This is a genomic window from Amycolatopsis sp. GA6-003 (assembly GCF_046267895.1).
Classification (GTDB): Bacteria; Actinomycetota; Actinomycetes; order Mycobacteriales; family Pseudonocardiaceae; genus Amycolatopsis.
Map to the genome: position 1 here is coordinate 2,611,886 of NZ_CP176499.1, position 23,393 is coordinate 2,635,278.

General features: G+C 69.7%; 21 protein-coding genes. 13 read left to right on the forward strand and 8 right to left on the reverse strand.

Translation table 11 applies throughout. From position 1 onward, the window contains the following. Positions 1-94 precede the first annotated feature (94 nt). The 4 genes from F9C12_RS11240 to F9C12_RS11255 all read left to right on the forward strand — a co-directional run bounded on the left by F9C12_RS11240 (position 95) and on the right by F9C12_RS11255 (position 6,688). Positions 95-1,564 carry an aldehyde dehydrogenase family protein gene (locus tag F9C12_RS11240; protein ID WP_409181922.1) on the forward strand — a complete coding sequence of 490 codons (1,470 nt, stop codon included), beginning with the start codon at positions 95-97 and terminating at the stop codon, positions 1,562-1,564. Positions 1,565-1,595: 31 nt separating this feature from the next. Further along, positions 1,596-3,122 carry an APC family permease gene (locus tag F9C12_RS11245; protein ID WP_409465823.1) on the forward strand — a complete coding sequence of 509 codons (1,527 nt, stop codon included), beginning with the start codon at positions 1,596-1,598 and terminating at the stop codon, positions 3,120-3,122. After that, complete coding sequence (locus F9C12_RS11250; RefSeq protein ID WP_409465824.1) at positions 3,119-4,672, forward strand: GMC family oxidoreductase; 1,554 nt, start codon at positions 3,119-3,121, stop codon at positions 4,670-4,672. Before F9C12_RS11245 ends, F9C12_RS11250 begins: the two co-directional genes overlap by 4 nt. Before the next feature lie 114 nt (positions 4,673-4,786). Further along, positions 4,787-6,688, forward strand: coding sequence for a prolyl oligopeptidase family serine peptidase (locus F9C12_RS11255; protein WP_409465825.1), 1,902 nt, complete (start codon positions 4,787-4,789; stop codon positions 6,686-6,688). Positions 6,689-7,056: 368 nt separating this feature from the next. Here the strand turns inward: F9C12_RS11255 and F9C12_RS11260 are convergent, their stop codons facing one another. Both F9C12_RS11260 and F9C12_RS11265 read right to left on the reverse strand, forming a co-directional pair. Beyond that, the gene (locus F9C12_RS11260) at positions 7,057-8,247 is read right to left on the reverse strand and encodes a class I SAM-dependent RNA methyltransferase (protein ID WP_409465826.1); all 1,191 of its coding nucleotides are present in this window, start codon (positions 8,245-8,247) and stop codon (positions 7,057-7,059) included. Continuing rightward, positions 8,244-10,292, reverse strand: a complete 2,049-nt coding sequence (locus F9C12_RS11265) for an APC family permease (protein ID WP_409465827.1) — start codon at positions 10,290-10,292, stop codon at positions 8,244-8,246. Before F9C12_RS11265 ends, F9C12_RS11260 begins: the two co-directional genes overlap by 4 nt. Positions 10,293-10,455: 163 nt before the next feature. Here F9C12_RS11265 and F9C12_RS11270 point away from each other — a divergent pair, with 163 nt between their 5' ends. Both F9C12_RS11270 and F9C12_RS11275 read left to right on the forward strand, forming a co-directional pair. Beyond that, positions 10,456-11,121 (forward strand): potassium channel family protein, encoded by a 666-nt coding sequence (locus F9C12_RS11270; RefSeq protein WP_037368111.1) that lies wholly within the window; start codon positions 10,456-10,458, stop codon positions 11,119-11,121. Beyond that, positions 11,121-11,777 carry a potassium channel family protein gene (locus F9C12_RS11275; RefSeq protein ID WP_009075577.1) on the forward strand — a complete coding sequence of 219 codons (657 nt, stop codon included), beginning with the start codon at positions 11,121-11,123 and terminating at the stop codon, positions 11,775-11,777. Before F9C12_RS11270 ends, F9C12_RS11275 begins: the two co-directional genes overlap by 1 nt. Positions 11,778-11,829: 52 nt before the next feature. Here the strand turns inward: F9C12_RS11275 and F9C12_RS11280 are convergent, their stop codons facing one another. Next, positions 11,830-12,576, reverse strand: a complete 747-nt coding sequence (locus tag F9C12_RS11280) for a DUF3159 domain-containing protein (RefSeq protein WP_409181928.1) — start codon at positions 12,574-12,576, stop codon at positions 11,830-11,832. A 9-nt stretch (positions 12,577-12,585) separates the two neighbouring features. Next, complete coding sequence (locus F9C12_RS11285; protein WP_009075573.1) at positions 12,586-12,966, reverse strand: OB-fold nucleic acid binding domain-containing protein; 381 nt, start codon at positions 12,964-12,966, stop codon at positions 12,586-12,588. Between the two features lie 104 nt (positions 12,967-13,070). Here F9C12_RS11285 and F9C12_RS11290 point away from each other — a divergent pair, with 104 nt between their 5' ends. Then, positions 13,071-13,784 (forward strand): alpha/beta fold hydrolase, encoded by a 714-nt coding sequence (locus F9C12_RS11290; RefSeq protein WP_409465828.1) that lies wholly within the window; start codon positions 13,071-13,073, stop codon positions 13,782-13,784. A gap of 280 nt (positions 13,785-14,064) precedes the next feature. On the opposite strand, the gene F9C12_RS11295 is transcribed toward F9C12_RS11290, so the two are convergent. Together F9C12_RS11295 and dut are read right to left on the reverse strand one after the other, a co-directional pair. After that, positions 14,065-14,721 carry a DUF3710 domain-containing protein gene (locus F9C12_RS11295; protein WP_409181929.1) on the reverse strand — a complete coding sequence of 219 codons (657 nt, stop codon included), beginning with the start codon at positions 14,719-14,721 and terminating at the stop codon, positions 14,065-14,067. Continuing rightward, the gene (dut, locus tag F9C12_RS11300) at positions 14,721-15,224 is read right to left on the reverse strand and encodes a dUTP diphosphatase (RefSeq protein WP_409181930.1); all 504 of its coding nucleotides are present in this window, start codon (positions 15,222-15,224) and stop codon (positions 14,721-14,723) included. Before dut ends, F9C12_RS11295 begins: the two co-directional genes overlap by 1 nt. A gap of 24 nt (positions 15,225-15,248) precedes the next feature. On the opposite strand from dut, the gene F9C12_RS11305 reads away from it, so the two are divergent. Continuing rightward, entirely contained in the window at positions 15,249-15,734 is a 486-nt protein-coding gene (locus tag F9C12_RS11305) for a DUF3093 domain-containing protein (RefSeq protein WP_409465829.1), read from the forward strand. Positions 15,735-15,894: 160 nt separating this feature from the next. On the opposite strand, the gene F9C12_RS11310 is transcribed toward F9C12_RS11305, so the two are convergent. Then, the gene (locus F9C12_RS11310; protein ID WP_013224476.1) at positions 15,895-16,203 is read right to left on the reverse strand and encodes a DUF4193 domain-containing protein; all 309 of its coding nucleotides are present in this window, start codon (positions 16,201-16,203) and stop codon (positions 15,895-15,897) included. 510 nt (positions 16,204-16,713) lie between these two features. Here F9C12_RS11310 and cei point away from each other — a divergent pair. Continuing rightward, positions 16,714-17,397: an envelope integrity protein Cei gene (gene cei, locus F9C12_RS11315; protein ID WP_409181932.1), complete on the forward strand. Its 684-nt coding sequence runs from the start codon at positions 16,714-16,716 to the stop codon at positions 17,395-17,397. Positions 17,398-17,451: 54 nt separating this feature from the next. On the opposite strand, the gene F9C12_RS11320 is transcribed toward cei, so the two are convergent. Continuing rightward, the gene (locus F9C12_RS11320; protein ID WP_409465830.1) at positions 17,452-18,288 is read right to left on the reverse strand and encodes an inositol monophosphatase family protein; all 837 of its coding nucleotides are present in this window, start codon (positions 18,286-18,288) and stop codon (positions 17,452-17,454) included. A 64-nt stretch (positions 18,289-18,352) separates the two neighbouring features. Here F9C12_RS11320 and ppgK point away from each other — a divergent pair, with 64 nt between their 5' ends. From ppgK to F9C12_RS11340, 4 genes are all read left to right on the forward strand, one after another. Beyond that, on the forward strand, positions 18,353-19,114 hold the full coding sequence (gene ppgK / locus F9C12_RS11325; RefSeq protein WP_409181934.1) for a polyphosphate--glucose phosphotransferase: 762 nt from the start codon (positions 18,353-18,355) through the stop codon (positions 19,112-19,114). 222 nt (positions 19,115-19,336) lie between these two features. Further along, a complete protein-coding gene (locus tag F9C12_RS11330) occupies positions 19,337-20,767 on the forward strand; it encodes an RNA polymerase sigma factor (protein WP_409465831.1) in 1,431 nt (476 codons plus the stop codon). A 615-nt stretch (positions 20,768-21,382) separates the two neighbouring features. Then, entirely contained in the window at positions 21,383-22,360 is a 978-nt protein-coding gene (locus tag F9C12_RS11335) for an ABC transporter permease (protein WP_409181936.1), read from the forward strand. Then, positions 22,360-23,367, forward strand: a complete 1,008-nt coding sequence (locus F9C12_RS11340) for an ABC transporter permease (RefSeq protein WP_409465832.1) — start codon at positions 22,360-22,362, stop codon at positions 23,365-23,367. The genes F9C12_RS11335 and F9C12_RS11340 overlap by 1 nt, the downstream gene beginning before the upstream one ends. Positions 23,368-23,393 lie beyond the last annotated feature (26 nt).

Here is a 23,393-nt window from a genome sequence, read left to right on the forward strand (position 1 = left end):
CGAGCGGGGAAGATCACGAGGCCGGTCGGTCAAGTCGCGGTCACCCCGCGTGGCCGTGATAATCCCGGACGGACCCCGAGCTCGAGAGGACCCCATGGCGGACTTGTACATCGGCGGCGAATGGGTGGACGCGCGCGCAGGAGGGCGACGCGAGATCCGGTGCCCCGCGGACGGCAGCCTCGTCGCCGAGGTCGCCGAAGCGACCGCGGAGGACACCGAGGCCGCCATCGCCGCGGCCCGCCGGGCGTTCGACACCGGACCCTGGCCGGCTACCCCCGCGGCCGAGCGCGGAAACCTGCTGCTGCGCACGGCCGACCTGCTCGACCGCGACGCGGAGCAATTCGCCCGCGCCGAATCGCTCGACACCGGCAAACGCCTGGTGGAGAGCCGCTACGACATGAGCGACATCGCGGCGTGCCTTCGGTATTTCGGCAAGCTCGCGGGCAACGAGGCGGGCCGCGTCGTGGACACCGGCAGTCCCGATTCGTTCAGCCGGATCGTGCACGAACCGGTCGGCGTCTGCGGCCTGATCACCCCGTGGAACTACCCGCTGCTGCAGACGGTGTGGAAGATCGCCCCGGCCCTGGCCGCGGGCAACACGTTCGTGCTGAAACCGAGCGAGCTGACCCCGCACACCTCGATCCTGTTCATGCGCCTGCTGGCCGAGGCCGGGCTGCCCGGCGGCGTCGCGAACCTGGTGCTCGGCGCGGGCCCGACGGCCGGCGCGCCGCTGTCGGAGCACCCGGACGTCGACCTCGTGTCGTTCACCGGCGGTTTGGCCACCGGTCGGGTGATTGCGGCGAACGCCGCGGCGACGGTGAAGAAGGTCGCGCTCGAACTCGGCGGCAAGAACCCGAACGTCGTGTTCGCCGACGCGGATTTCGAGACCGCCGTCGACTACGCGCTGACCGCGGTGTTCCTGCACTCCGGCCAGGTCTGCTCGGCCGGCGCGCGGCTGATCGTCCAGCGGGAATGGCACGACGAGTTCGTCGACGAACTCGTGCGGCGCGCCGAGCGGATCCGCCTCGGCGGGCCGTTCGACGAGAACGCCGAGACCGGGCCGCTGATCTCCGCCGCGCACCGCGAGAAGGTCGAGCGCTACGTCGCCACCGCGATCGAGGAGGGCGCGGTCCTGCGCACCGGCGGGAAGCGTCCGGACGACCCGGCTCTGCAGGACGGCTTCTACTACCTGCCGACGATCCTCGACAACGTGAAGCAGGGCAGCACCGCCGTCGTCGAGGAGTCGTTCGGGCCGGTGCTGACCGTCGAGACGTTCACCGACGAGGACGACGCGGTCCGCATCGCCAACGACACCCACTACGGCCTGGCCGGCGGCGTGTTCACCCAGGACGCCGCCCGCGCCCAGCGCGTCGCGAACCGGCTCCGGCACGGCACGGTGTGGATCAACGACTACCACCCGTACCTGCCGCAGGCCGAATGGGGCGGCTACAAGCAGTCCGGGTTCGGCCGCGAACTCGGCCCGACCGGGCTGGCCGAATACACCGAGGTCAAGCACATCCACCAGAACCTCAAGCCCGGTCCCCAGCACTGGTTCTCCGGCTGATCCCCCCTCCCCCACCGAAAGGAACCTGCCCTTGAGCGACACCGGCGACCGCGAACTCGGCGAATTCGGCTACACCAACCAGCTCAAGAGAACGCTCGGCAGCTTCCACACCTTCGCCGCCGGCATCAGCTACATCTCGGTGCTGACCGGGGTGTTCCAGCTGTCCTACCTCGGCCTCTCCGAGGGCGGGCCCGCCTACTGGTGGTCCTGGCCCGCGGTGTTCGTCGGGCAGCTGATGGTGGCGCTCTGCTTCGCCGAACTGGCCGCGCAGTATCCGGTCGCCGGGTCGGTCTACAACTGGGCGAAGAAGCTCAGCAATCCGCACATCGCGTGGATGGCCGGCTGGATGATGCTGCTGGCCTCGATCGTCTCGATCTCCGCGACCGCGCTCGCCTACCAGCGGACGCTGCCGCAGATCACGTCGTTCTTCCAGTTCATCGGCGACGGCACGGGGACCAGCGACGCGGCCAACGGCGTGCTGCTGGCCACCGTGCTGATCGTGTTCACCACGCTGGTGAACGCGTTCGGCGTGAAGCTGATGGCGCGGATCAACAGCGCGGGCGTGTTCGTGGAACTGCTGTTCGCGGTGCTGCTGGTGGTGTTCCTCGCTTTCCATTTCGTGCGCGGCCCGTCGGTGGTGACCGAGACGAACGGCACCGAGGCCGGGCATTCGTCCGGCTACCTCGGCGCGTTCCTGATCGCCGGCATCGCCTCGTCGTACGTGATGTACGGCTTCGACACCGCCGCGTCGCTCGGCGAGGAATCGCTGAACCCGCACCGCAACGCGCCGAAGGCGATTCTGCGTGCCCTGGTGGCCTCCTTCGTGCTGGGCGGGCTGATCATCCTGTTCGCGCTCATGGCGGTCGGCAACATCCACGCGCCGGAACTCGGCACGGTCGGCCTGCAGTACGTGCTCACCGACGCGCTCGGCCCGGCCATCGGACGGGTGTTCCTGTTCGTGGTGTTCATCGCGATCACCGTGTGCGTGCTGGCGGTGCACACCGCGGCGATCCGGATCGCGTTCGCGATGGCCCGGGACAACGCGCTGCCCGGCGGCCGGAAACTGGCGCGGGTCAACAAGACCACCGGCACCCCGGTGCTGCCCGCGATCGTGATCGGCGTGCTCGCGATCGCGCTGCTGGTGCTGAACATCAACTCCACGCAGATCTTCTCGGCCGTCACCAGCCTCGCGATCATCCTGATCTACCTGTCCTACCTCCTCGTGACGGTGCCGATGCTGATCCGCCGCCTGCGCGGGCGCTGGCCGCGCGAGGGCACGCCGGCCGGCCGGTTCTCCCTCGGCCGCTGGGGGCTGCCGGTGAACGTGCTCGCGGTCCTGTGGGGCGGCGCGATGACGGTCAACCTGGCCTGGCCCCGCAACGAGATCTACAACGCTTCCCCGCCCTTCCACTGGTATCTGAAGTGGATTTCGGTGTTGTTCGTCGGCGTCTTCGCGGCCGGCGGCTTCGCCTACTACTGGTTCGTGCAACGGCACAAGGTCGGGGTGCTGGCGGACCACGCCGCCGCCCCCGTGCCCGACGAGGAGGTTTCCCGGTGAGCGCAAGCGAGTTCGACTACGTGGTGGTCGGCGGCGGAACGGCCGGATCGGTGGTGGCCGCCCGGCTGTCCGAGGATCCGGACGTGACCGTCTGCCTCCTCGAGGCCGGACCGTCCGACACGGACGTGCCGGAGGTGCTGGAGCTGACCCGCTGGATGGGCCTGCTGGAGTCCGGATACGACTGGGACTACCTGGTGGAGCCGCAGGAGGCGGGCAACTCCTACCTGCGCCAGGCCCGCGCGAAGGTGCTCGGCGGCTGCTCGTCGCACAACTCGTGCATCGCGTTCTGGGCCCCGGCCGAGGACCTCGACGAATGGGCTTCGCTGGGCCTGCCCGGCTGGTCGGCCGCGGACATTTTCCCGCTGTACAAGAGGCTCGAGACCAACGACGGCCCCGGCGACCACCACGGCCGCTCCGGCCCGGTCACCATCCGCTCGGTCCCGCCGAAGGACCCGGCGGGCGCGGCGCTGCTGTCCGCGTGCGCCCAGGCGGGCATCCCGACGACCGAGTTCAACTCCGGCAAGACCGTCACCCACGGCGCGAACTGGTTCCAGATCAACGCCCGCGAGGACGGCACCCGGTCTTCGGCGTCGGTGTCCTATCTGCACCCGATCATGGGCAAGCGGCCGAACCTGGAGATCCGCACCGGCGCACGGGCGAAGCGGCTGCTGTTCGACGGCCGCCGCTGCACCGGCGTCGAGGTGCTGGACGGGGATCTCATCCACCACAGCACGATCACCGCGCGCCGCGAGGTCGTGGTCAGCTCCGGCGCGATCGACACGCCGAAACTGCTGATGCTGTCCGGGATCGGGCCCGCCGAGCACCTGCGCGAGGTCGGCGTGGAGGTGCTCGTGGACTCGCCGGGCGTCGGCTCGAACCTCGAGGACCACCCCGAGGGCCTGGTGATGTGGGACGCCCTGCAGCCGATGGTCACCGAATCCACGCAGTGGTGGGAAATCGGCATTTTCACCATGACCGAGGAGGGCCTGGACCGCCCGGACCTGATGTTCCACTACGGTTCGGTGCCCTTCGACCTGAACACCGTCCGGCACGGCTACCCGACGACGGAGAACGGCTTCTGCCTCACGCCGAACGTGACGCGCAGCCGATCGCGAGGCACCGTGCGGCTGCGCACGCGCGACTTCCGCGACAAGCCCCGGGTCGACCCGCGGTATTTCACCGACGAGTACGACATGCGCGTGATGACCTACGGCGTGAAGCTCGCCCGCGAAATCGCCGCCCAGCCCGCCCTCGACGAATGGGCGGGCACCGAACTCGCGCCGGGCCGCGACTGCACGACCGACGACGAGATCGCCGACTACCTGCGCAAAACGCACAACACCGTGTACCACCCGGCGTGCACGGCCCGGATGGGCGCGGACGGCGACCCGGAGGCGGTGCTGGACGAGCGGCTGCGCGTCCGCGGCGTCGAGGGCCTGCGGGTGGCCGACGCTTCGGTGATGCCGTTCCTGGTCACGGTGAACCCGTGCATCACGACGATGGCGATCGGCGAGAAGTGCGCGGACTTGCTGAAGGAAGACCGGGGCTGATCTTCCGGCGGGTGGTTGTGTCCTGATACGGCACAACCACCCGCCGATCGACCTCGTATCCACCTGCGCTGCCTCGAGCGCGTGCTGCGCCGGCGAGATGGGCAGACTGGTCCCATGTCTGGTCTGACCGCCGAACTCGTGGTTGATGGTCGTGCACCGCAGACCCCCGCCCTTGCCCCGAACGGGCATCTGCTCTGCTACGTCCTCTCGCCGCTCAGCCGGACCGGTGCCCGCTTCGACACCGAACTCTGGCTCGTTGACACCGACGACCCCGCCACGGCGCGCCGGGCGACCGCAGACACCGCAACGGAATCCCGCCCGCGCTGGTCCGCGGACTCGAGCACGCTGTTTTTCCTGTCCGACCGAGCCGATCGCGGCACCGCGCAGGTGCACCGGCTCGTCCTCGCCGACGGCGCGGCAGCCGCGCTGACCGCCTGGCGCTCCGGCATCGTCGATTACCTGCCGCTCGCCGACCCCATCCTGATCGCCCTGCTCGCTTGCGACGAACCCACCGACCAGGACGCCCGCCGCGCCCGGGACCGGAACGACGCCATTGTCGTCGGAGAGCGCGAACCCCGTGCCCGGTTGCGGCTGCTCGACCTGCGCACTGGCCTGGTCACCACTCCGGAGGTTTTCGGCGACCGGCACGTCGTGGAACTGCGGCAACGACCCGACGGCGGCCCGCTCGCCGTGCTCACCCAGGCCAGCAGCGACAACGACTACGGCCCCCGCACCGGCCAGCTGCACCTGTTCGATCCCACGACCGGCGCCACGGCGGACCTCGGAGCGGTCGGGGCAGACGCATGTTCTCTGGCCTGGTGGCCCGGCGAGGACGGCTGGCACCTCGGCTTTCTCGCTCTCACCCCACCGGTTCTGCAAGGCGGCACCGCCGTGTTCGACCTGGCCGTGGACAGCCTCGTCCTGCGCAACCGGACCTCCGGCTTCCCGAAGTGCCCCACCGGACTGCACCAGACCGACGCTGCCCCGCTGGTGGTGTTCGCCGACGGCCTGAACACCACCCTGGCCCGGCTCGACCCCACCGGCCCCACGACCTTGCAGCAGCAGCCCGGCCTCCTCGATGCCCTCACCACCACCCCCGCGGGCACGACGATCGCGGCCCTCGCCGGCATGCGCTACCAGCCCCCGAACGTCCACGTGGGGCCGCCGAACGGACCGCTGCGAAAGATCACCGACACCCGCCCCGAACTGGACGGCGTCGCGTTCGGCTCCCAGCGACCGCTGGCCTACCGCGCCGCCGACGGCCTCGACCTGGACGGTCTGCTCGTGCTGCCGGCCGGGAAATCCGTTTCGGACGGCCCGTTCCCGCTCGTCACGATCCCGCACGGCGGTCCCTACGACCGCTACGCCGATCGCCTCCAGCTGTTCTGGTTCCCCAGCGCGCAATGGCTCGCCACCTCCGGCTACGCGGTATTCCTGCCCAACCCGCGCGGCGGACAGGGCCACGGCCACCAGTTCGCCCTCAGCGTGGCCGGCCGGGTCGGACGGGAGGAATGGACCGACCTCCTGAGCGGTATCGACCTGCTCGTCGCCGAGGGCATCGCCGACCCCGATCGGCTGGGCATCGCCGGCGGCAGCCACGGCGGATTCCTGTCCGCCTGGGCCGTCGGCCAGACCGATCGGTTTCGCGCCGCGCTGGTCCTCGCCGGGGTCATCGACTGGGGCATGCTCGCCGCGACCGGCGAGTACGGCCAGTTCGAAGCCGCGCTCGGCGGCAGCACCGGATGGGACGGCGCCGGTCCGCATCCGCACGACGCGGTCAGCCCGATCTCCTACGCCAGCCGCGTTCGCACTCCGGTGCTCCTCTTGCACGGAGCCGAGGACACCAACGTGCCCCTCGGGCAGTCCGAGTACTTCCACCGAGCGCTGCGCCATTTCGGCGTCGAGCACGAGTTCGTGATCTATCCGCGAGAGGGGCACTCGATCCGGGAACGCCAGCACCAGCTCGACATCCTGCTCCGGACGCGTGCCTGGTTCGACCGCTGGCTCCGCCCCTAACCGAGTACGCGCGAGACGGTGCGGACCTCCGGTCGGCCCGCAGGTTCTCCACCGGGTGCCGGTTCGGCGGCGGCTCCTCAGCAGAACAACCGCCAGCGACAACATCTTGCGCAGAATCACGTCCACCCCTCGCCTCGTCCCCCGGCGACTGCCGGAGCGCACCTTCTCCGGTGCACACCAGGTCAGTCGCCAGCGAGCGCGCTGAGGTTCTCGCGTGACCGAATCGTGACCATCCGTGCGGCAACACTCCCCGGCGAAGTCACGCTGAGGGCACGGATTTCGTTGCGGGACAAGCGATCTGAAGCGCGGCGGAAAACCGTGCGCCCGTCCGGGCCGAGGGGCGGCAAAGCCCAACGGGCGCACTAAAATCACTGCAGCAGCGCGACACACTCCACGTGATGCGTCATCGGGAACGCGTCGAAAGCCCGCAGATCCGTCAGCGAATACCCGTGTTCCGAGAAGAACTGCACGTCCCTCGCCAACGCCGCCGGGTCGCAGGCCACGTAGACGATCCGGTCCGGTTCGCCCGCGGCGATCGCGTTGACGACCGCTCGGCCGGCTCCCTTGCGCGGCGGGTCGAGGACCACCACGTCGACCGGGGTCGGGGCGTCGTCGATGAGGTGTTCCACGCGACCGGAACGCCATCTCACCTGCGGCAGGTCGGCGAGATTGCGCTCGCCGTCGGCCACCGCGCGCCGGCCGGATTCGATGGCCAGCACCTCGCCGTCCGGGCCGACCTGGTCGGCCAGCACCGAGGCGAACAGGCCGACCCCGGCGTACAAGTCCCAGGCGACCCCGCCGCGCGGCGCGTCCGCCCATTCTCGGACCAAGCCCGCCAGCGTGTCCGCCGCTTGCGGGTGGACCTGCCAGAAGCCGTGCGCGTCGAGCCGCCAGTCGCGGCCGGCCGCGTGCTGGATCGCCATCCCGCCGGACAGCTGCTTGCCTTGCGTCTGTCCGCGCACCGTGGCGAGTTCGCGCAGGTGGAGGTGGTTGTCGCCGTCGCTGGTGACTTCCAGTTCGGTGCCCGGCCGCCAGCGCTTGCCCAGCGCGGTGCCGAGCGAGCCCGGGATCGCGATCGGGCAGTCGTCGATCGGGATGACGCGGTGGCTGTGGTGGGCCCGCAAACCGGCTCGCCCGTCGCGTCCGGCAACGAGCCGCACCCGGCTGCGCCAGCCGAGCGGACCGCCTTCGAGCGGTTCCACGACCACGTCCCGGGTGATCCCGGCGAGCCGCTGCAGCTGCTCGGCCACCACCGCGGCCTTCAGTTCCCGCTGGTAGGCCGGTTCGGCGTGCTGCCAGTCGCACCCTCCGCAACCGCCAGGGGCGGCGAGCGGGCACGGCGGAGTCACCCGGTGTTCGGAGCCGCTGAGCACCTCGATCGCGTCGGCCCGGCAGAACGAACCGCCCTTGTCTTCGGTCACTTCGGCGCGAACGCGTTCGCCGGGCAGCGCGTGCCGCACGAACAGCACTCGTCCGTCCACCCGCGACACACAGTGTCCGCCGTGCGCGACTGGGCCGACTTCCAATTCCAGGATCCGGCCTAGCCAGCTCTCGGTCATTCTGATGATTCCTTAGTAGCAGGGGCTGGCTTCGGAGCGTCCGCGGGACGAGGGGTCGTTGGCGTGAAACCGCGCCGCACGTCGCCGGCGGACGGGCGGGCCTTGCGCAGCCGCGCGACCGCCTTCTGCGACGACTCCAGCTGCCACGGTACGCTCGCCACGACCACACCCGGCTGGAACAGCAGCCTTCCCTTGAGCCGCAACGCACTCTGGTTGTGCAGCACCTGTTCCCACCAGTGCCCCACGACGTACTCCGGGATGAACACCGTGACCACGTCGCGCGGATTGGCCCCGCGAACCCGCTTCACGTAGTCCAGCACCGGCTTCGTGATTTCCCGGTACGGCGATTCGACGACCTTCAGCGGCACCTTGAATTTGTGCGCTTCCCATTCCTGGGTCAGCGCCCGGGTGTCGGCGTCGTCCACGTTGACCGTGACCGCCTCGAGCACGTCCGGGCGCATCGCCTTCGCGTAGGCCAGCGCGCGCAGCGTCGGCCGGTGCAGTTTGGACACCAGCACGATCGCGTGGTTGCGCGAGGGCAGCACGGTCGGCGCGTCGCCCATGTCCTTGAGTTCCTCGGACACCCGGTCGTAGTGCTTCCGGATCGCGGTCATCAGCGCGAAAATCGCCACCATCGCCGCGATCGCGATCCACGCGCCGAGCAGGAACTTCGTGATCAGCACGATCACCAGCACGGTGCCGGTCATGGTCAGGCCGATCGCGTTCACCGTCTGCGAACGGCGCATCCGCCGCCGCGCCGCCGGTTCGGTCTCCTTGGCCAGCAACCGGTTCCAGTGCCGGATCATGCCCGCCTGGCTCACCGTGAACGACACGAACACGCCCACGATGTACAGCTGGATCAGCCGGGTGACCTCGGCGTCGAACGCGATGATCAGCACGAGCGCGAAAATCGCGAGGAACAGGATGCCGTTGGAGAACGCCAGCCGGTCGCCGCGGGTGTGCAGCTGCCGCGGCAGGTAGCGGTCCTGGGCGAGGATCGAGCCGAGCACCGGGAAGCCGTTGAACGCGGTGTTCGCGGCCAGCAGCAGGATGATGCCGGTGGAGAACGAGATGTAGTAGAACGCGGGCGGGAAGTCGGCGAACACCGCGTGCGCGATCTGCGCGACGATCGTCTTCTGCTCGTAGCCCGCGGGCGCGCCGGCCAGCTGCCGCGCCGGGTCCTCGGCGAAGTTCACCTTCGTGACGATCGCCAGTGTGATGATGCCGACGAGCATCGTCACCGCGAGCACGCCCATCAGCAGCAGCGTGGTGGCCGCGTTCTTCGACTTCGGCTTCCGGAACGCGGGCACGCCGTTGCTGATCGCCTCGACCCCGGTCAGCGCCGCCGCGCCGGAGGAGAACGACCGCAGGATCAGGAAGACGAACGCGAGGCCCGCCCAGTTGCCTTCCTCGTGCAGCGTGAAACCGGCGCTCTCGGCGCGCATCTCGGTGCCGGCGACGGTCCGGAACAGCCCCCAGACGACCATGATCAGGATGCCCGCGATGAATCCGTAAGTCGGGATCGCGAACGCTTTGCCGGATTCGCGCACTCCGCGCAGATTCAGCGCCGTCAGCACGGCCACGATCACCACTGCGGCGAGCACCTTGTGGTTGGCCACCCACGGAATCGCCGAGCCGATGTTCGCGACGCCGGACGAAGTGGACACCGCGACCGTCAGCACGTAGTCGACCAGCAGCGCGCTCGCCACCGTCAGGCCGAATTTCCCGCCGAGGTTGGTCGTCGCGACCTCGTAGTCGCCGCCGCCGCTCGGGTACGCGTGCACGTTCTGCCGGTACGACGCGACGACCACGAGCATGACCAGCGCGACCGCGATGCCGATCCACGGCGCGAAGGCGTACGCGGACAGGCCCGCGACGCTCAGCGTCAGGAAGATCTCCTCCGGTGCGTAGGCCACGCTGGACAGCGCGTCGGAGGCGAAAATGGGCAGCGCGATGCGCTTGGGCAACAAGGTGTGGGAGAGACGGTCGCTGCGGAACGGACGTCCTAGGACCAGCCGCTTCAGCACTGTCGGGAACTTCGACACCTGCAGAATGTACAGCGGAGCGAAGCTCCTCCGCTGAGGGCGGTGGAGGGGAGGACGGCGGAGCTGACCGGGAGGGTGCCCCGACAAAGGACAAGGTAGGTTCGGCGCTGGTGTCCGAGGGTACCCACCGACGGGTCATCCGCACCCTGCGAGGAGGCTAAGCGTGCACGTGGTGATCATGGGATGCGGCCGCGTAGGCGCGTCCCTGGCCGCGGCGCTGGAGCGGCTGGGCCACGACGTGGCCGTCATCGACAAGAACCAGCAGGCGTTCCGCCGTCTGGGCAGCGATTTCCAGGGTCAGCAGGTCGTCGGGGTCGGTTTCGACCGCCGAGTGCTCATCGAAGCCGGGATCGAGCGCGCGGGCGCTTTCGCGGCCGTGTCGAGCGGCGACAATTCCAACATCATCTCCGCGCGGGTCGCGCGCGAGAACTTCGGCGTCGAGCACGTGGTCGCGCGCATTTACGACCACAAGCGCGCCGCGGTGTACGAGCGGCTGGGCATCCCGACCGTCGCGACCGTGCCGTGGACGACCGACCGGTTCCTGCGCACCCTGCTGCCCGACGGCGTCGCCTCCGCGTGGCGCGATCCGTCCGGCAACGTCGCGCTGCTGCAGCTGCCGCTGCACGAGGGCTGGGTCGGCCGCAGCGTGCGCGAGCTGCAGGAGACCACCGGCGCGCGGGTGGCGTTCATGATGCGGTTCGGCACCGCCGTGCTGCCGGACGCGAAGACCGTCGTGCAGGCCGACGACGACGTGTGGGTGGCGGCGCGCTCGGGCACCGTCGGAGACGTGACGAGCCTGGCCGCTCGCGCCCCCGAGGAGGAGAACTGATGCGGGTCGCGATCGCGGGCGCGGGAGCCGTCGGGCAGTCCATCGCCGCCGAGCTCATCGACGGCAACCACCAGGTGATGCTGATCGAGCGCGACGCCGACCAGTTCGAGCCGGAATCCGTTCCGCAGGCCGATTGGGTCCTCGGCGACGCGTGCGAGGTGTCGATCCTCGAGGAGTCCGGCATCGAGCGCTGCGACGTCGTGATCGCGGCGAGCGGCGACGACAAGGCGAACCTCGTGGTGTCGCTGCTGGCGAAGACGGAGTTCGCCGTGCGCCGCGTGGTGGCGCGGGTGAACAACCCGGCCAACGAATGGCTGTTCACCGACGCGTGGGGCGTCGACGTGGCCGTGTCGACCCCGCGGATGCTCGCCGCGATGGTCGAGGAGGCGGTGAGCGTCGGCGACCTGGTGCGGCTCATGACGTTCCGGCAGGGGCAGGCGAACCTCGTGGAACTCACCCTGCCGGAGGAGACGCCGCTGGCGGGCAAGCCGGTGAGCGAACTGGCGCTGCCGCGCGACGCGGCGCTGGTGACCATCCTGCGCGGCGACCGGGTGATCGTGCCGCAGCCGGAGGACCCGCTGGAGGCGGGCGACGAGCTGCTGTTCGTCGCGACCTCGGACGTCGAACCCGAGATCCGCACGGCGCTCGGCTACTGAACCGCGAAAAAGGGCGGGCCCGCGACGGGCCCGCCCTTTTTCGTGCGCCGGATCAGGTTTCCGGAGTCGGCGCCTGCGCGTACTTTTCCCGCAGCCGCGCTTCCACCTGCTCGTCGGTTTCCGGCGTCGGCTCTTCCTCGGCGAGCGCCTTCAGCCGCTTGTCGGAGCGGCGCACCGCCCACACGACCACCAGCAGCCCGATCGCGTAGAGCGGGTAGCCCATCGCGATCTTGGCGAACGCGAGCCAGCCGGTCTGGTCGCCGTCGTACAGCCAGCGCTGCACCACGAACCGGGCGGCGAAGATGACGGCCATCGCGAGCGTCGCTACGTCGTAGCCGTAGCGGGACGGCTTGTCCTTGCGCCAGGCGGTGCCGTTGCCGTTGAGCGCGTTCCACACGACGCCCGCCAGCGGCCAGCGCACCAGCACCGAGATCACGAACACGGCGCAGTAGGCGAGGCTGGCCCAGATGCCGAAGAGGAAGAACCCCTTCGCGGACCCGGTGCGGAACGCGATGAACGCCGCGATCGCGACGCCGAAGAACCCCGAGATCGCCGGCTGCAGCGGTTCCTTGCGCACGACGCGCAGGACGGTGATCGCCACCGCGCTGCCGATCGAGCCCCAGATCGCCACGGTGAGCCCGAAGAACGCGTTCAGCAGGACGAACACGATGACCGGCACCGAGGAGTAGAACAGGCCGGACACCCCGCCCATCTGCTCCATCAGCGTCGGCTGCCGCTCGGGCTCGTCGCCGTTTCCGGGCGCGGCCTTCTCGTCGCGGGGAGCAGCGGGTTCAGTCACGAGAGTCGATCACCCTACCGGGCTCTGGAGTTCGTAATACGGGTTGTAGAGCACCTTCTGCCCATCCCTTTCGGCCATCCGGCCGCGGACCTTGACAGTGCGGCCGGGTTCGATTCCGGGAATCCGGCGCCTGCCCAGCCAGATTAGCGTCACGCCCTGCGTGCCGTCGAACAGCTCCGCCTGCAGCGAGGCGGGCCCGTCGGTCGGCGACAGCTCGACGCTGCGCAGCCTCCCGAGCACCGTCACCTCTTCGCCGGACCGGCAGTCACAGGCGCGCTGCGCGCCTTCGGCACCCGACCTCTCGGACATCTCGTCGGCGTCGAGGTCCTCGACGTCGCTGGTCAGCTTGCGAACCAACCGGCTGAAGTAGCCGCCGTCCTTGGCGGACATGGTGTGCTCCTGTGCTCCGGGGCCCCCGACTTCGTTCGGCCCGTGCGTGTTCCAGCGTAGCTGCGGTCCCAGCCAGGGAAACGGGTTTGCGGCAAGATCGCAACGTGACGTCCGCAATCCGTCTCCCGGTCGCCGTCCTGCTGCCCGGCACGGGCTCCGACGAGGTCTTCGTGCGGTCGGTGTTCGGCGGGCCGCTCGCGGCGCTGGGGGTGCCGTTGATCACGCCCGCGCCGGTTCCCGGGAAGGGTCTCGCGGAGGAGTTTCTGGCGGAGCTGGACCGTCTCGCTGACCGGTACGGGACCGTGCTCGCCGGCGGGATTTCGTTCGGGGCGCATCTCGCGGCGGAGTGGGCGGTGGCGAATCCCGGGCGTTGCGGGGGGCTGCTGGCGGCGCTCCCGGCTTGGAACGGGGAATCCGGGTCAGCGCCCGCGGCGATGGCTGCGACGGTCACGGCGGATCTGGTGGCTGATGCCGGGGTCGAGGGGGCGTTGGCTGCCGCGGCGGCGGGGAGTCCGGGGTGGCTCGGGGACGAGCTGGGGCGGGCTTGGCGGCGGCACGGGGGCGGGCTGGAGGCTGGGTTGCGGGTGGCTGCTGGGAGGCGGGCGCCGACGTTGGGGGAATTGCGGCGGGTGGGGGTTCCGGCCGGGGTCGGGGGGTGTGCGGATGATCCGGTTCATCCTGCTGACGTGGCGCGGGGGTGGGCTGGGGCGTTGCCTCGGGGGCGGTATCGGGAGACGTCGCTTGCTGCTGTCGGGGTGGATCGGGAGGCGTTGGGGAGGGTGACTGTTTTGGCGTTTTTGGGGGCTTTGTTGGGGTGACGGCTCGTCGCCCTGGCGGGCGACATTGCGCCTTGATGGGTTGCGTGGGGCCCCCGAAGTTTGATTGTGCTGACGGTTCGGGGGTGCTTGTCAAGGCGGGAAAGATGCCTTGACAAGCACCCCCGAACCGCAGGGAGGCTTCGTATCGGGGGCGGGGGGAGGTGTGGGTGCCTCGCTGTTTGGGTGCAGCGGTGCGGTTTTTAGGGTTGTGAGGGGCTGCTTGAAAGAGGCCCTCACGGAAATTGTGTCCGTGAGGGCCTCTGTCGTGAGGTGAGTGCGGTCAGCCTTGTTGTTGTTCCGCGATGTGCTGGGCGACTGCGTCGGGGAGGGTGATGGGGAGCGGGGTGCGCACCGGCATCGGGTTGTTGCCTCGGTCTACTACGGTGCGGCGGACGATCGCTCGCAGTACTTCCGGGGCTTGCGAGGCGGTGGATTGCGGGCCGGCGATTACGCCGCGCAGCATCCAGCGCGGGCCGTCTACGCCTACGAAGCGCAGGGCTACGTCGCCGACGATCGCGGACAGTTCCATGCCCCATTCGCCTCGGCCGACGTTGACCTTCGCGCCGTCCGCGCGGAGCTGGTCCGCCAATTCGTTGCTCACTTCGCGCCACAGGCCGCCGGATTTCGGGGCCGCGTAGGCGCTGACGGTGATCTGCCCGACTTCGGTCACGACGTGCACCGCGCGCACGCCGCCTTCCTCCGGGTCCATTTCGACCTGCACCTGCGAACCGTCGGGCACCGGTACGCGGACCGAGCCCAGGTCGATGCGCGGGATGCCGTCTTCTTCGGCCTCGCTGACGTCGAACGGGCCGTCGGTTGTCTCCGACAGCTGGTCCTCGGGTTCGAGCGCGTCGTCGGCTTCGACGCTTTCGCGCCCGGAAGCGACGCCTCCGGTCTCGTCGTCGCCGGACCGGCGCTTGCGTCCGAAAATCCCCACTATCGTTCCGTTCCTTCCCCGGTGCCCGCGCCGGTGTCTCCGGCGCCGGGTGCCAGTGTGGCGTGTCCGCCGGTCGAGCCGTAACCTCCCGCGCCGCGTTCGGTCGGTTCGAGTTCGGCGACCTCGACGAACTCCGCGTGCTCCACTCTCTGCACCACCAGCTGCGCGATCCGGTCGCCGCGCGCCAGCACGATTTTCTCGCGCGGGTCGTGGTTGACGAGGCAGACCTTGATCTCGCCGCGGTAGCCCGAGTCGATCGTGCCGGGAGTGTTGACCACCGACAATCCGACGCGCGCCGCGAGCCCGGAGCGCGGGTGCACGAACCCGGCGTACCCGGGAGGCAGCGCGATCGCGACCCCGGTGCCGACGACCCCGCGCTCGCCGGGCCCGAGCACGATATCCGAGGTGGTGACGAGATCGGCCCCGGCGTCGCCGGGCCGGGCATAGGCGGGCGGCGGGACTTCGGGGTCGAGCCGCTGGAGGAGGACCTGAACGCTGGACACGGGCGGCGAGACTACCCTTGCGGTGTGGCTGACCGCGTGAACACCGCCGCGACGGGCGTCGTCGCACACTCCGAACGGCTCTACCTGCCGTGGTGGGGCTGGCCCCTGCCGATGGCCGGAGAGATCCTGCTCGGCGTCGAAGTCCACCTGGGCTACCCGTCCGTCCCGATGTGGATCCCGCTGGCCGTCGCCGTCCCGGTCATGGCCGCCCTCCTGCTCTCTCTCGGACGGGCGAAAATCAAGATCACCGCAGGCGACGACCCCGAACTCTGGGTCGGCGACGCCCACCTGCCGCTGCGCTACGTCGGCGACATCACCGTCGTGGAAAAAGACGCGAAACGCCACGCCCTGGGCCGAGACGCAGACCCCGCCGCCTTCGTCCTCCACCGAGGCTGGGTAGGCCCGGCGGTCCGCATCACCCTGACCGACCCAGCAGACCCGACCCCGTACTGGCTATTCAGCACCCGCAAACCACAGCGAGTCACAGAGCTGCTCCGCAACCACGCGTAAACCGGAACCAGCGCACCCAAAACTCCCAGCAGCCAGCCCGCGCCCGCACCCCCGAACAACGAGTAAGGGGGCCGGCCAACCGGCCGACCCCCGTGCTTACCCGGTCATCCCCAGACCGCGAACCGCTGACCCCGTGAATCTCCCCTGGAAAATCCCCAGGTCAGGCGCAATCGCGGCAGATCAGCCGCCCGCCGTTGTCCTCGGCGAGCCTGCTCCGGTGGTGCACCAGGAAGCACACCGAGCAGGTGAACTCGTCCGCCTGCTTCGGCACGACCTTCACGGTCATGTCTTCCCCGGAGAGCCCGGAAAGGTCCGCGCCGGGAAGTTCGAAGTTCTCCGCGGTCGCGTCCTCGTCGACGTCGACGACGCCGGACTGGTTCTCGTTCCGCCGGGCCTTCAGCTCCTCCAACGAGTCTTCGGCCAGCTCGTCGGCTTCGCTGCGGCGCGGAGCGTCGTAGTCGGTAGCCATGGTGTCCCTCACCCCTGCGATTCAGCGTGTCGTCCTGCACCGGTTCCGGAGGCGCCCGATACCGGTCGTGCCGCTGGTCAACGTTCCAGCGCCCCTGTTTGTGCCCGGCCCGCGAGTGACCCAGGTCTCAACCTGGTTGACCTCGTTCTGCGGCCGGAGCCCGGGAAGGGTAGCTCACCGCCGGGCGCGCCTCGCACCGAGTCGGACATTGCCGGACCAGCGTCACCCGGGAGGGGGAACGCGCAGGTGAGACGCCTGTCCTCCGTTCGGGTTGCCCGGCCGTCGCGAACATCACCTGGCGGCCGGGTCCGCTTGCCCGGGCGGAGCCGTCCGTGGTGCGATCGGCCCCGGAGGGGCATTACGCGGAACGGGTGAAGGTGACCCGCGACACCGCGCGTCGCGAACAGCGCCTAGGCTCACCGGCTACCACGCCGGTGCGTACGCTGGCGGTTACCGCGAGGCGCGGCGGGGCGACCGCGGCCGGTTCTGCGAGGGGAAGGGACGGGGCAGGTGGCGTCGGGGAACGGGGCGGGGAACCGTGGTGCGCGGCCTTATCGCAAGCACCGTCCGCTGCCCGCGTTGATCGTGATCGGCGTGCTCGCGCTCGGCGCGGTGTTCGTCTGGGTCAACGCCGTGGTCGGCCGCGGGGACGTCGACGAGGCGGTCCGCTGCAGCCCGGAACCCAAGGCCCCGCCGGGGATCACTTACACCTCGGTCCCGCACAACGGCCTGGACGACCGCTCCCCGATGCCGCCGGACAAGATCGCGCTGAAGGTGCTCAACGCGAGCAGCACGCGCGGGCAGGGCAGCATCGCCACCAACGCGCTGCGCGACCTCGGCTTCACCGCGATCGGCGATCCCGGCAACGACCCGGCGTACCCGAAGGGCGACGCGCGCTGCCGCGGCCAGATCCGGTACGGCGACAACGGGGCCGCCGCGGCCCGCACGGTCAGCCTGGTGGTCCCGTGCGCCGAACTGGTCCGCGACACCCGCAAGGACGCCAGCGTCGACCTCGCCACCGGCAAGCTCTTCACCGACATCCAGCCGCGGCCCGAGGCGGTCAAGATCCTCAAGCAGCTCACCGCCTGGTCGCAGGCGCACCAGGGCGGCGGCAGCAGCGAGCAGTCCGCCGGCCCCAACGCGCCGGTGCTCGACCAGACGCTGCTGGCCTCGGCGCGCGCCGTCACCTGCTGACTCCCTCGTGAGTGCTGATCCCGGTTCTAACCGGGATCAGCACTCACGAGCCGGTCACACTTCCGCCGCGCCGCCCTCGACCAGCGCCGCGCGCAATTCCGCCGCGATTCCCGGCGCCGCCGTGAACGTCGCGTCTTCCCCCAGCTCCGGCGCTTCGCCCGGCAGCAGCACGGTCGCGCCTGCCTCCTGCGCCACCAGCGCCCCGGCAGCCCAGTCCCAGCGGTGCAGACCGTGCTCGAAATACCCGTCCATCCATCCTGCGGCGACCGCGCACAGGTCGAGCGAAGCCGCGCCCCGGCGGCGGATGTCGCGCACCCGGCCGACCAAGTCCGCGGTCAGCTTGCCCTGCCGGACGCGGCGGTCCCGCGCGTAGGAGAACCCCATCCCGACGAGCGCCAGGTCCAGCCGGTCCGCCGACGACACCGACAGCCGGGCGCCGTCGAGCCACGCGCCGCCGCCGCGGACCGCCGTCCAGCGCCGTCCGCTCACCGGTTCCACGACCGCCCCGGCGACCGACACCCCGTCGATCTGCGCCGCGACCGACACCGCGAAGGCCGGCAAGCCGTAAAGGAAATTGACCGTCCCGTCGATCGGGTCGACCACCCAGACGACCCCTCCGGAAGCGCCGCCGCCCGCTCCCCCGCCTTCCTCGCCGAGCACCGGTTCCCCGGGCCGGATCCGCTCCAGCCGGGCGCGGACCAGTTCCTCCGACTCCCGGTCCACCGCCGTCACCACGTCGGTCTCCGCCGACTTGGTGTCCACCGCGACCTCGCCGCCGGACCGCATCCGCGCCCACGCCGTCCGGACCAGGTGCGCGGCCTCGACCGCGACCTGTTCGGCGGTGGTCTTCAGGTCGTTCAGCATCGCCTCGTCAACTCCCACGCCCGCCATGTCACCACATCCGGTTAAAGTCTCCGCAGCAGACTTCTGAATCGTGCGAGAAGGGACCACGTCAGTGACGGCGACCCGAGGCTTCGGAATCGACATCGGCGGCAGCGGGATCAAGGGCGCGCTGGTCGATTTGGAACAGGGACAGCTCATCGGGGACCGGCACCGGATCGAAACTCCGCAGCCGTCGACGCCGGACGCGGTGGCGGACGTCGTCGCCGAGATCGTCCGCGCGGCGGAATGGGACGGCCCGGTCGGCGTGACGCTTCCCGCGGTGGTCAAGAAGGGCACCGCGCACACCGCGGCCAACATCGACCACAAGTGGATCGGCACGGACGCCGAGGCGCTGTTCGCGAAGCGGCTCGGCAAGAGCGTCGAGGAAGTCACGATGCTCAACGACGCCGACGCCGCCGGCCTCGCCGAGATCCGCTTCGGCGACCCGGCCGCGCGCACCGGCGTGACCGCGCTGCTCACCTTCGGCACCGGAATCGGCAGCGCGCTGTTCCACGACGGCAAGCTCGTGCCCAACACCGAATTCGGCCATCTGGAGGTCGACGGCCACGACGCGGAAAAACGCGCCGCCGCTTCGGTGAAGGACAACGAGGGCCTGTCGTACCCGCAGTGGGCCAAGCGGGTGCACCGGTACCTCACGGTGCTGGAGAACCTGATCTGGCCGGACCTGTTCATCGTCGGCGGCGGCGTCAGCAAGAAGGCCGAGAAGTGGGTGCCGCTGCTCGACATCCGCACCCCGGTGGTCGTCGCGTCGCTGCAGAACAACGCGGGCATCGTCGGGGCCGCCGCGGCCGCCGCGGAGGGCGCCGGGCACTGACGAGGAGGTCCGCGCCGGGTCTCGGACCGGTCACCGCGAGGCGCCGGGAAGGGGGCCGGAGGGTGATCGCTTCGCGACGCAGTGGGCCGGCGTCGTTACAATGGAACACGGCGCAGGAGCTGCGGAGGCAAAACCGCAGGCCGAGGCGTGTTCCCCGAATGTGAGGCAGCTGAGGTGGCGACATCTCGGCTCGTCATGATCGACCGCTGCGAAAGGGCGTAAGTGGCAGCCGCAAGAACCGCAACCCGAGGCGGGACGAAGACAGCGACCGAAGCCGGCGAGCCGGCCGACGAGGCAGCCACCGGAGCGGCGAAGTCCCCGGCGCGCAAGACCGCCGCGAAGCCGGCGGGCGCGAAGAAGACTCCGGCCAAGAAGGCTCCGGCGAAGAAGGCCGCCGCGAAGGGTCCGAAGACCGACGACGGCGATCCCGACGGCCCGGTCGACCTCGACGAGGCCGAACTCGACAGCCCGGACCTGTCCGATCTCGAAGAGGTCGAGGTCGACGTCGTCGACGAGACGGTCAACGACGAGCCCGACGACGACGAGGACGACGACACCGAGGACGAGGCCGAAGTGGCCGACGGGACCGCGGGAGCGGCTTCCTCGACCGCGGCGCGCCGCCGCGCGGCCGCGGCCGACAAGGGCGGCAAGTCCTCGGACAACCCGGACTTCGTGTGGGACGAGGAGGAGTCCGAGGCGCTGCGCCAGGCGCGCAAGGACGCCGAGCTCACCGCGTCGGCCGACTCGGTCCGCGCCTACCTCAAGCAGATCGGCAAGGTCGCGCTGCTGAACGCCGAGGAGGAGGTGGAGCTCGCCAAGCGGATCGAGGCGGGGCTCTACGCCGCCGAGCGCGTGCGCACCGCCGAGGAGGAGGGCGAGAAGCTCGTCACCCAGATGCGCCGCGACCTCAAGTGGATCGTGCGCGACGGCGAGCGGGCCAAGAACCACCTGCTGGAGGCGAACCTCCGGCTCGTGGTGTCGCTGGCCAAGCGCTACACCGGCCGCGGCATGGCGTTCCTGGACCTGATCCAGGAGGGCAACCTCGGCCTGATCCGCGCGGTGGAGAAGTTCGACTACACCAAGGGCTACAAGTTCTCCACGTACGCCACGTGGTGGATCCGCCAGGCGATCACCCGCGCGATGGCCGACCAGGCGCGCACCATCCGCATCCCGGTGCACATGGTCGAGGTCATCAACAAGCTGGGCCGCATCCAGCGCGAGCTGCTCCAGGACCTCGGCCGCGAGCCGACCCCGGAAGAACTCGCCAAGGAAATGGACATCTCGCCGGAGAAGGTCCTGGAGATCCAGCAGTACGCGCGCGAGCCGATCTCGCTGGACCAGACCATCGGCGACGAGGGCGATTCGCAGCTCGGCGACTTCATCGAGGACTCCGAGGCGGTCGTCGCGGTCGACGCGGTGTCGTTCACGCTGCTGCAGGACCAGCTCCAGTCGGTGCTGCAGACGCTGTCCGAGCGCGAGGCGGGGGTGGTCCGGCTGCGCTTCGGCCTCACCGACGGCCAGCCGCGCACTCTCGACGAGATCGGCCAGGTCTACGGGGTCACGCGCGAGCGGATCCGGCAGATCGAGTCGAAGACGATGTCGAAGCTGCGCCACCCGTCGCGTTCGCAGGTCCTGCGAGACTACCTCGACTGAGCCGCTTCTCCTCTTGCGAGAAACCCCGCCCCGCACTACGCGGCGGCGGGGTTTCCGCGTTTAGCGACAACGCCCGCGCGAGAACCGGTCCGGCATTTCCGCGAAATCCTTCCTTCGGCCGGCCACAGTGGACGCCGGGCAAGTCCCGAAAACCCGGCGACGCGCGCCTCGATGCGAATTACGCTGCGGCGCAAGGGGAATCCACGGGGTGAATCCCGGCGGGCGAACGGGCGCCCGAACGTGCGTCTCCGCGGACCTTCCGAGCCTTGGTCGTTGCACGCGTGTCCGTTTCCCGTTCACAACCGTTCACCCGGAACCCCGGAACCGTTCCGGAATACTCATCCCCGGTGCACGGTCGCGCACCCAAAGCGACAGCGGGCCCCCGGCAAGAGGCTAAAGTCGGTTGTTCTCCCCCTCGCGCCGGAAATCGTGATTGTTTGGTTGCCTGAAAACGAAGATCGCAACGGCTGATCGCCATTAGGCTGCGCCCACAACGAGCGTCAGTATTGGAAGGCAGCACCGCCCAGTGTTTTCGACGAAAACTCAATCGCGAGCGAGCCAGGGATGCCCGGCGGCGCGGAGCGGATCCTCCGGCCCCGGTGAAGCGAGGCAACTGTGATCGGGTTCCTCCTCCGCAGACTCGTCAACTACATCGCCCTCTGCCTCGTCGCGACCTTCGCGGCGTTCTCCCTGGCGTCGCTGTCCTTCAGCCCGCTGGACGCGCTCAAGCTGCGCAACCCGCCCGCCCCGCAGGCGACCATCGACGCGAAGGCCGCCGAGCTGCACCTGGACCAGGCGATCCCGCACCGGTTCTTCACCTGGCTGGGCGGCGTCTTCCAGGGCGACTTCGGCCGCACCGTCGCCGACCAGGCGATCACCGACGAGCTGTTCCGCCGCGCGGGCGTGAGCCTGCGGCTGTTCCTGCTCGGGATCACCATCGGCATCATCATCGGCGTGCTCGTCGGCGTGGTCAGCGCGATCCGGCAGTACAAGGTCAGCGACTACATCGCCACCACGTTCTCCTTCGTGGTGCTGTCGACGCCGGTGTTCGTGATCGCCACGATCCTCAAGGCGGGCGCGCAGTCGGTCAACGACAACCTGCTCGACGGCTACCAGTTCTTCATCGTGCAGGGCGAGGGCGGCGCGGTCGACGGCGGTTTCGGCGACGTCCTGCTCGACCGGCTGCAGCACATCATCGTGCCGACCCTGGCGATCGTGCTGACCCAGGTCGCCTACTACAGCCGCTACCAGCGTTCGGCGATGCTCGACGTGCTCGGCTCGGACTTCCTGCGCACCGCGCAGGCCAAGGGCCTCACCCGCAGGCGCGCGCTGTTCAAGCACGGCCTGCGCACCGCGCTGATCCCGATGGCGACGCTGTTCGCGTTCGGCTTCGGCCTGCTCATCACCGGCGGCGTCTTCACCGAGAAGATCTTCGGCTGGTACGGCATGGGCGACTGGCTGGTGACCGGCATCCAGAAGCAGGACACCAACATCGTCACCACCGTGACCCTGTTCATCGCGATCTGCGTGCTGCTCGCCGGCTGGCTCGCGGACGTGCTCTACGCCGCGCTCGACCCGAGGGTGAGGATCTGATGGCCGCCCCATTGAACGAGGCCGACCTCGCCGATTCGGCCGTCGCCGCCACCGAAACGGCCACCGAGCAGCAGGGCGGGAAGTCCTCCAGCCGCGGCAAGCTCGTCGCCCGCCGGTTCTTCCGCAACAAACTGGCGCTCGTCGGGCTCGTCGTCATCCTGCTGTTCTACGTGCTGGCGTTCACCTACAGCTGGTATTCGCCGTGGGGCTACGACGAACTCGACCCGGCCGCGACGCTGATGCCGCCGGACGGCACGCACTGGTTCGGCACCAACCAGATCGGCGGCGACATGTTCGCGCAGACCATGCGCGGGCTGCAGAAGTCGCTCACCATCGGCCTGCTGGCCGCGCTGTTCTCCACCGGCGTGGCCTCGATCGTCGGCTCCGCGGCCGGGTACTTCGGCGGCTGGACCGACCGGGTGTCGATGTGGGTCGTCGACCTGCTGCTGATCCTGCCGCCGTTCCTGATCATCTCGATCCTGTCGCCGGCCTTCCGCGGCAAGACCTGGCTGATCCTGGTCGGCCTGATCGCGCTGTTCCAGTGGATGATCACCGCCCGCATCGTCCGCGGCATGACGCTGACGCTGCGCGAACGCGAGTTCGTGAAGGCCGCGAAGTTCATGGGCCAGTCCCCGTGGCGGATCATCTTCAAGCACATCGTGCCGAACATGGCGTCGCTGCTGATCATCGACGCGACGATCAACGTCGGCGTCGCGATCATCATGGAGACGTCGCTGTCGTTCTTCGGCTTCGGCGTGCAGGCTCCGGACGTTTCGCTGGGCACCCTGATCTCGGCGGGCTCCGACGCGGTCCGGACGTTCCCGTGGCTGTTCTACATCCCGGCCGGCTTCCTGGTGTTCACCGTGCTCGCGGTGAACTTCGTCGGCGACGGCCTGCGCGACGCGCTCGACCCGTCGTCCAGCCGTTCGCGGCGCAAGGAACGCAAGCGGATCGAAGAAAAGACCAAGTCGACCGCCTCGACGCAGACCGTGGGAGCAGAAGCATGAGCACCGCCGACGTACTTTTCACCGCG

Coding starts and splice junctions, on each gene's coding strand:
- F9C12_RS11275 (WP_009075577.1), top strand. CDS start 11,121: ATGCGGGTCGCGATCGCGGGCGCGGGAGCCGTCGGGCAGTCCATCGCC.
- F9C12_RS11240 (WP_409181922.1), top strand. CDS start 95: ATGGCGGACTTGTACATCGGCGGCGAATGGGTGGACGCGCGCGCAGGA.
- F9C12_RS11285 (WP_009075573.1), bottom strand. CDS start 12,966: ATGTCCGCCAAGGACGGCGGCTACTTCAGCCGGTTGGTTCGCAAGCTG.
- F9C12_RS11255 (WP_409465825.1), top strand. CDS start 4,787: ATGTCTGGTCTGACCGCCGAACTCGTGGTTGATGGTCGTGCACCGCAG.
- F9C12_RS11310 (WP_013224476.1), bottom strand. CDS start 16,203: ATGGCTACCGACTACGACGCTCCGCGCCGCAGCGAAGCCGACGAGCTG.
- F9C12_RS11260 (WP_409465826.1), bottom strand. CDS start 8,247: ATGACCGAGAGCTGGCTAGGCCGGATCCTGGAATTGGAAGTCGGCCCA.
- F9C12_RS11340 (WP_409465832.1), top strand. CDS start 22,360: ATGGCCGCCCCATTGAACGAGGCCGACCTCGCCGATTCGGCCGTCGCC.
- F9C12_RS11320 (WP_409465830.1), bottom strand. CDS start 18,288: ATGGCGGGCGTGGGAGTTGACGAGGCGATGCTGAACGACCTGAAGACC.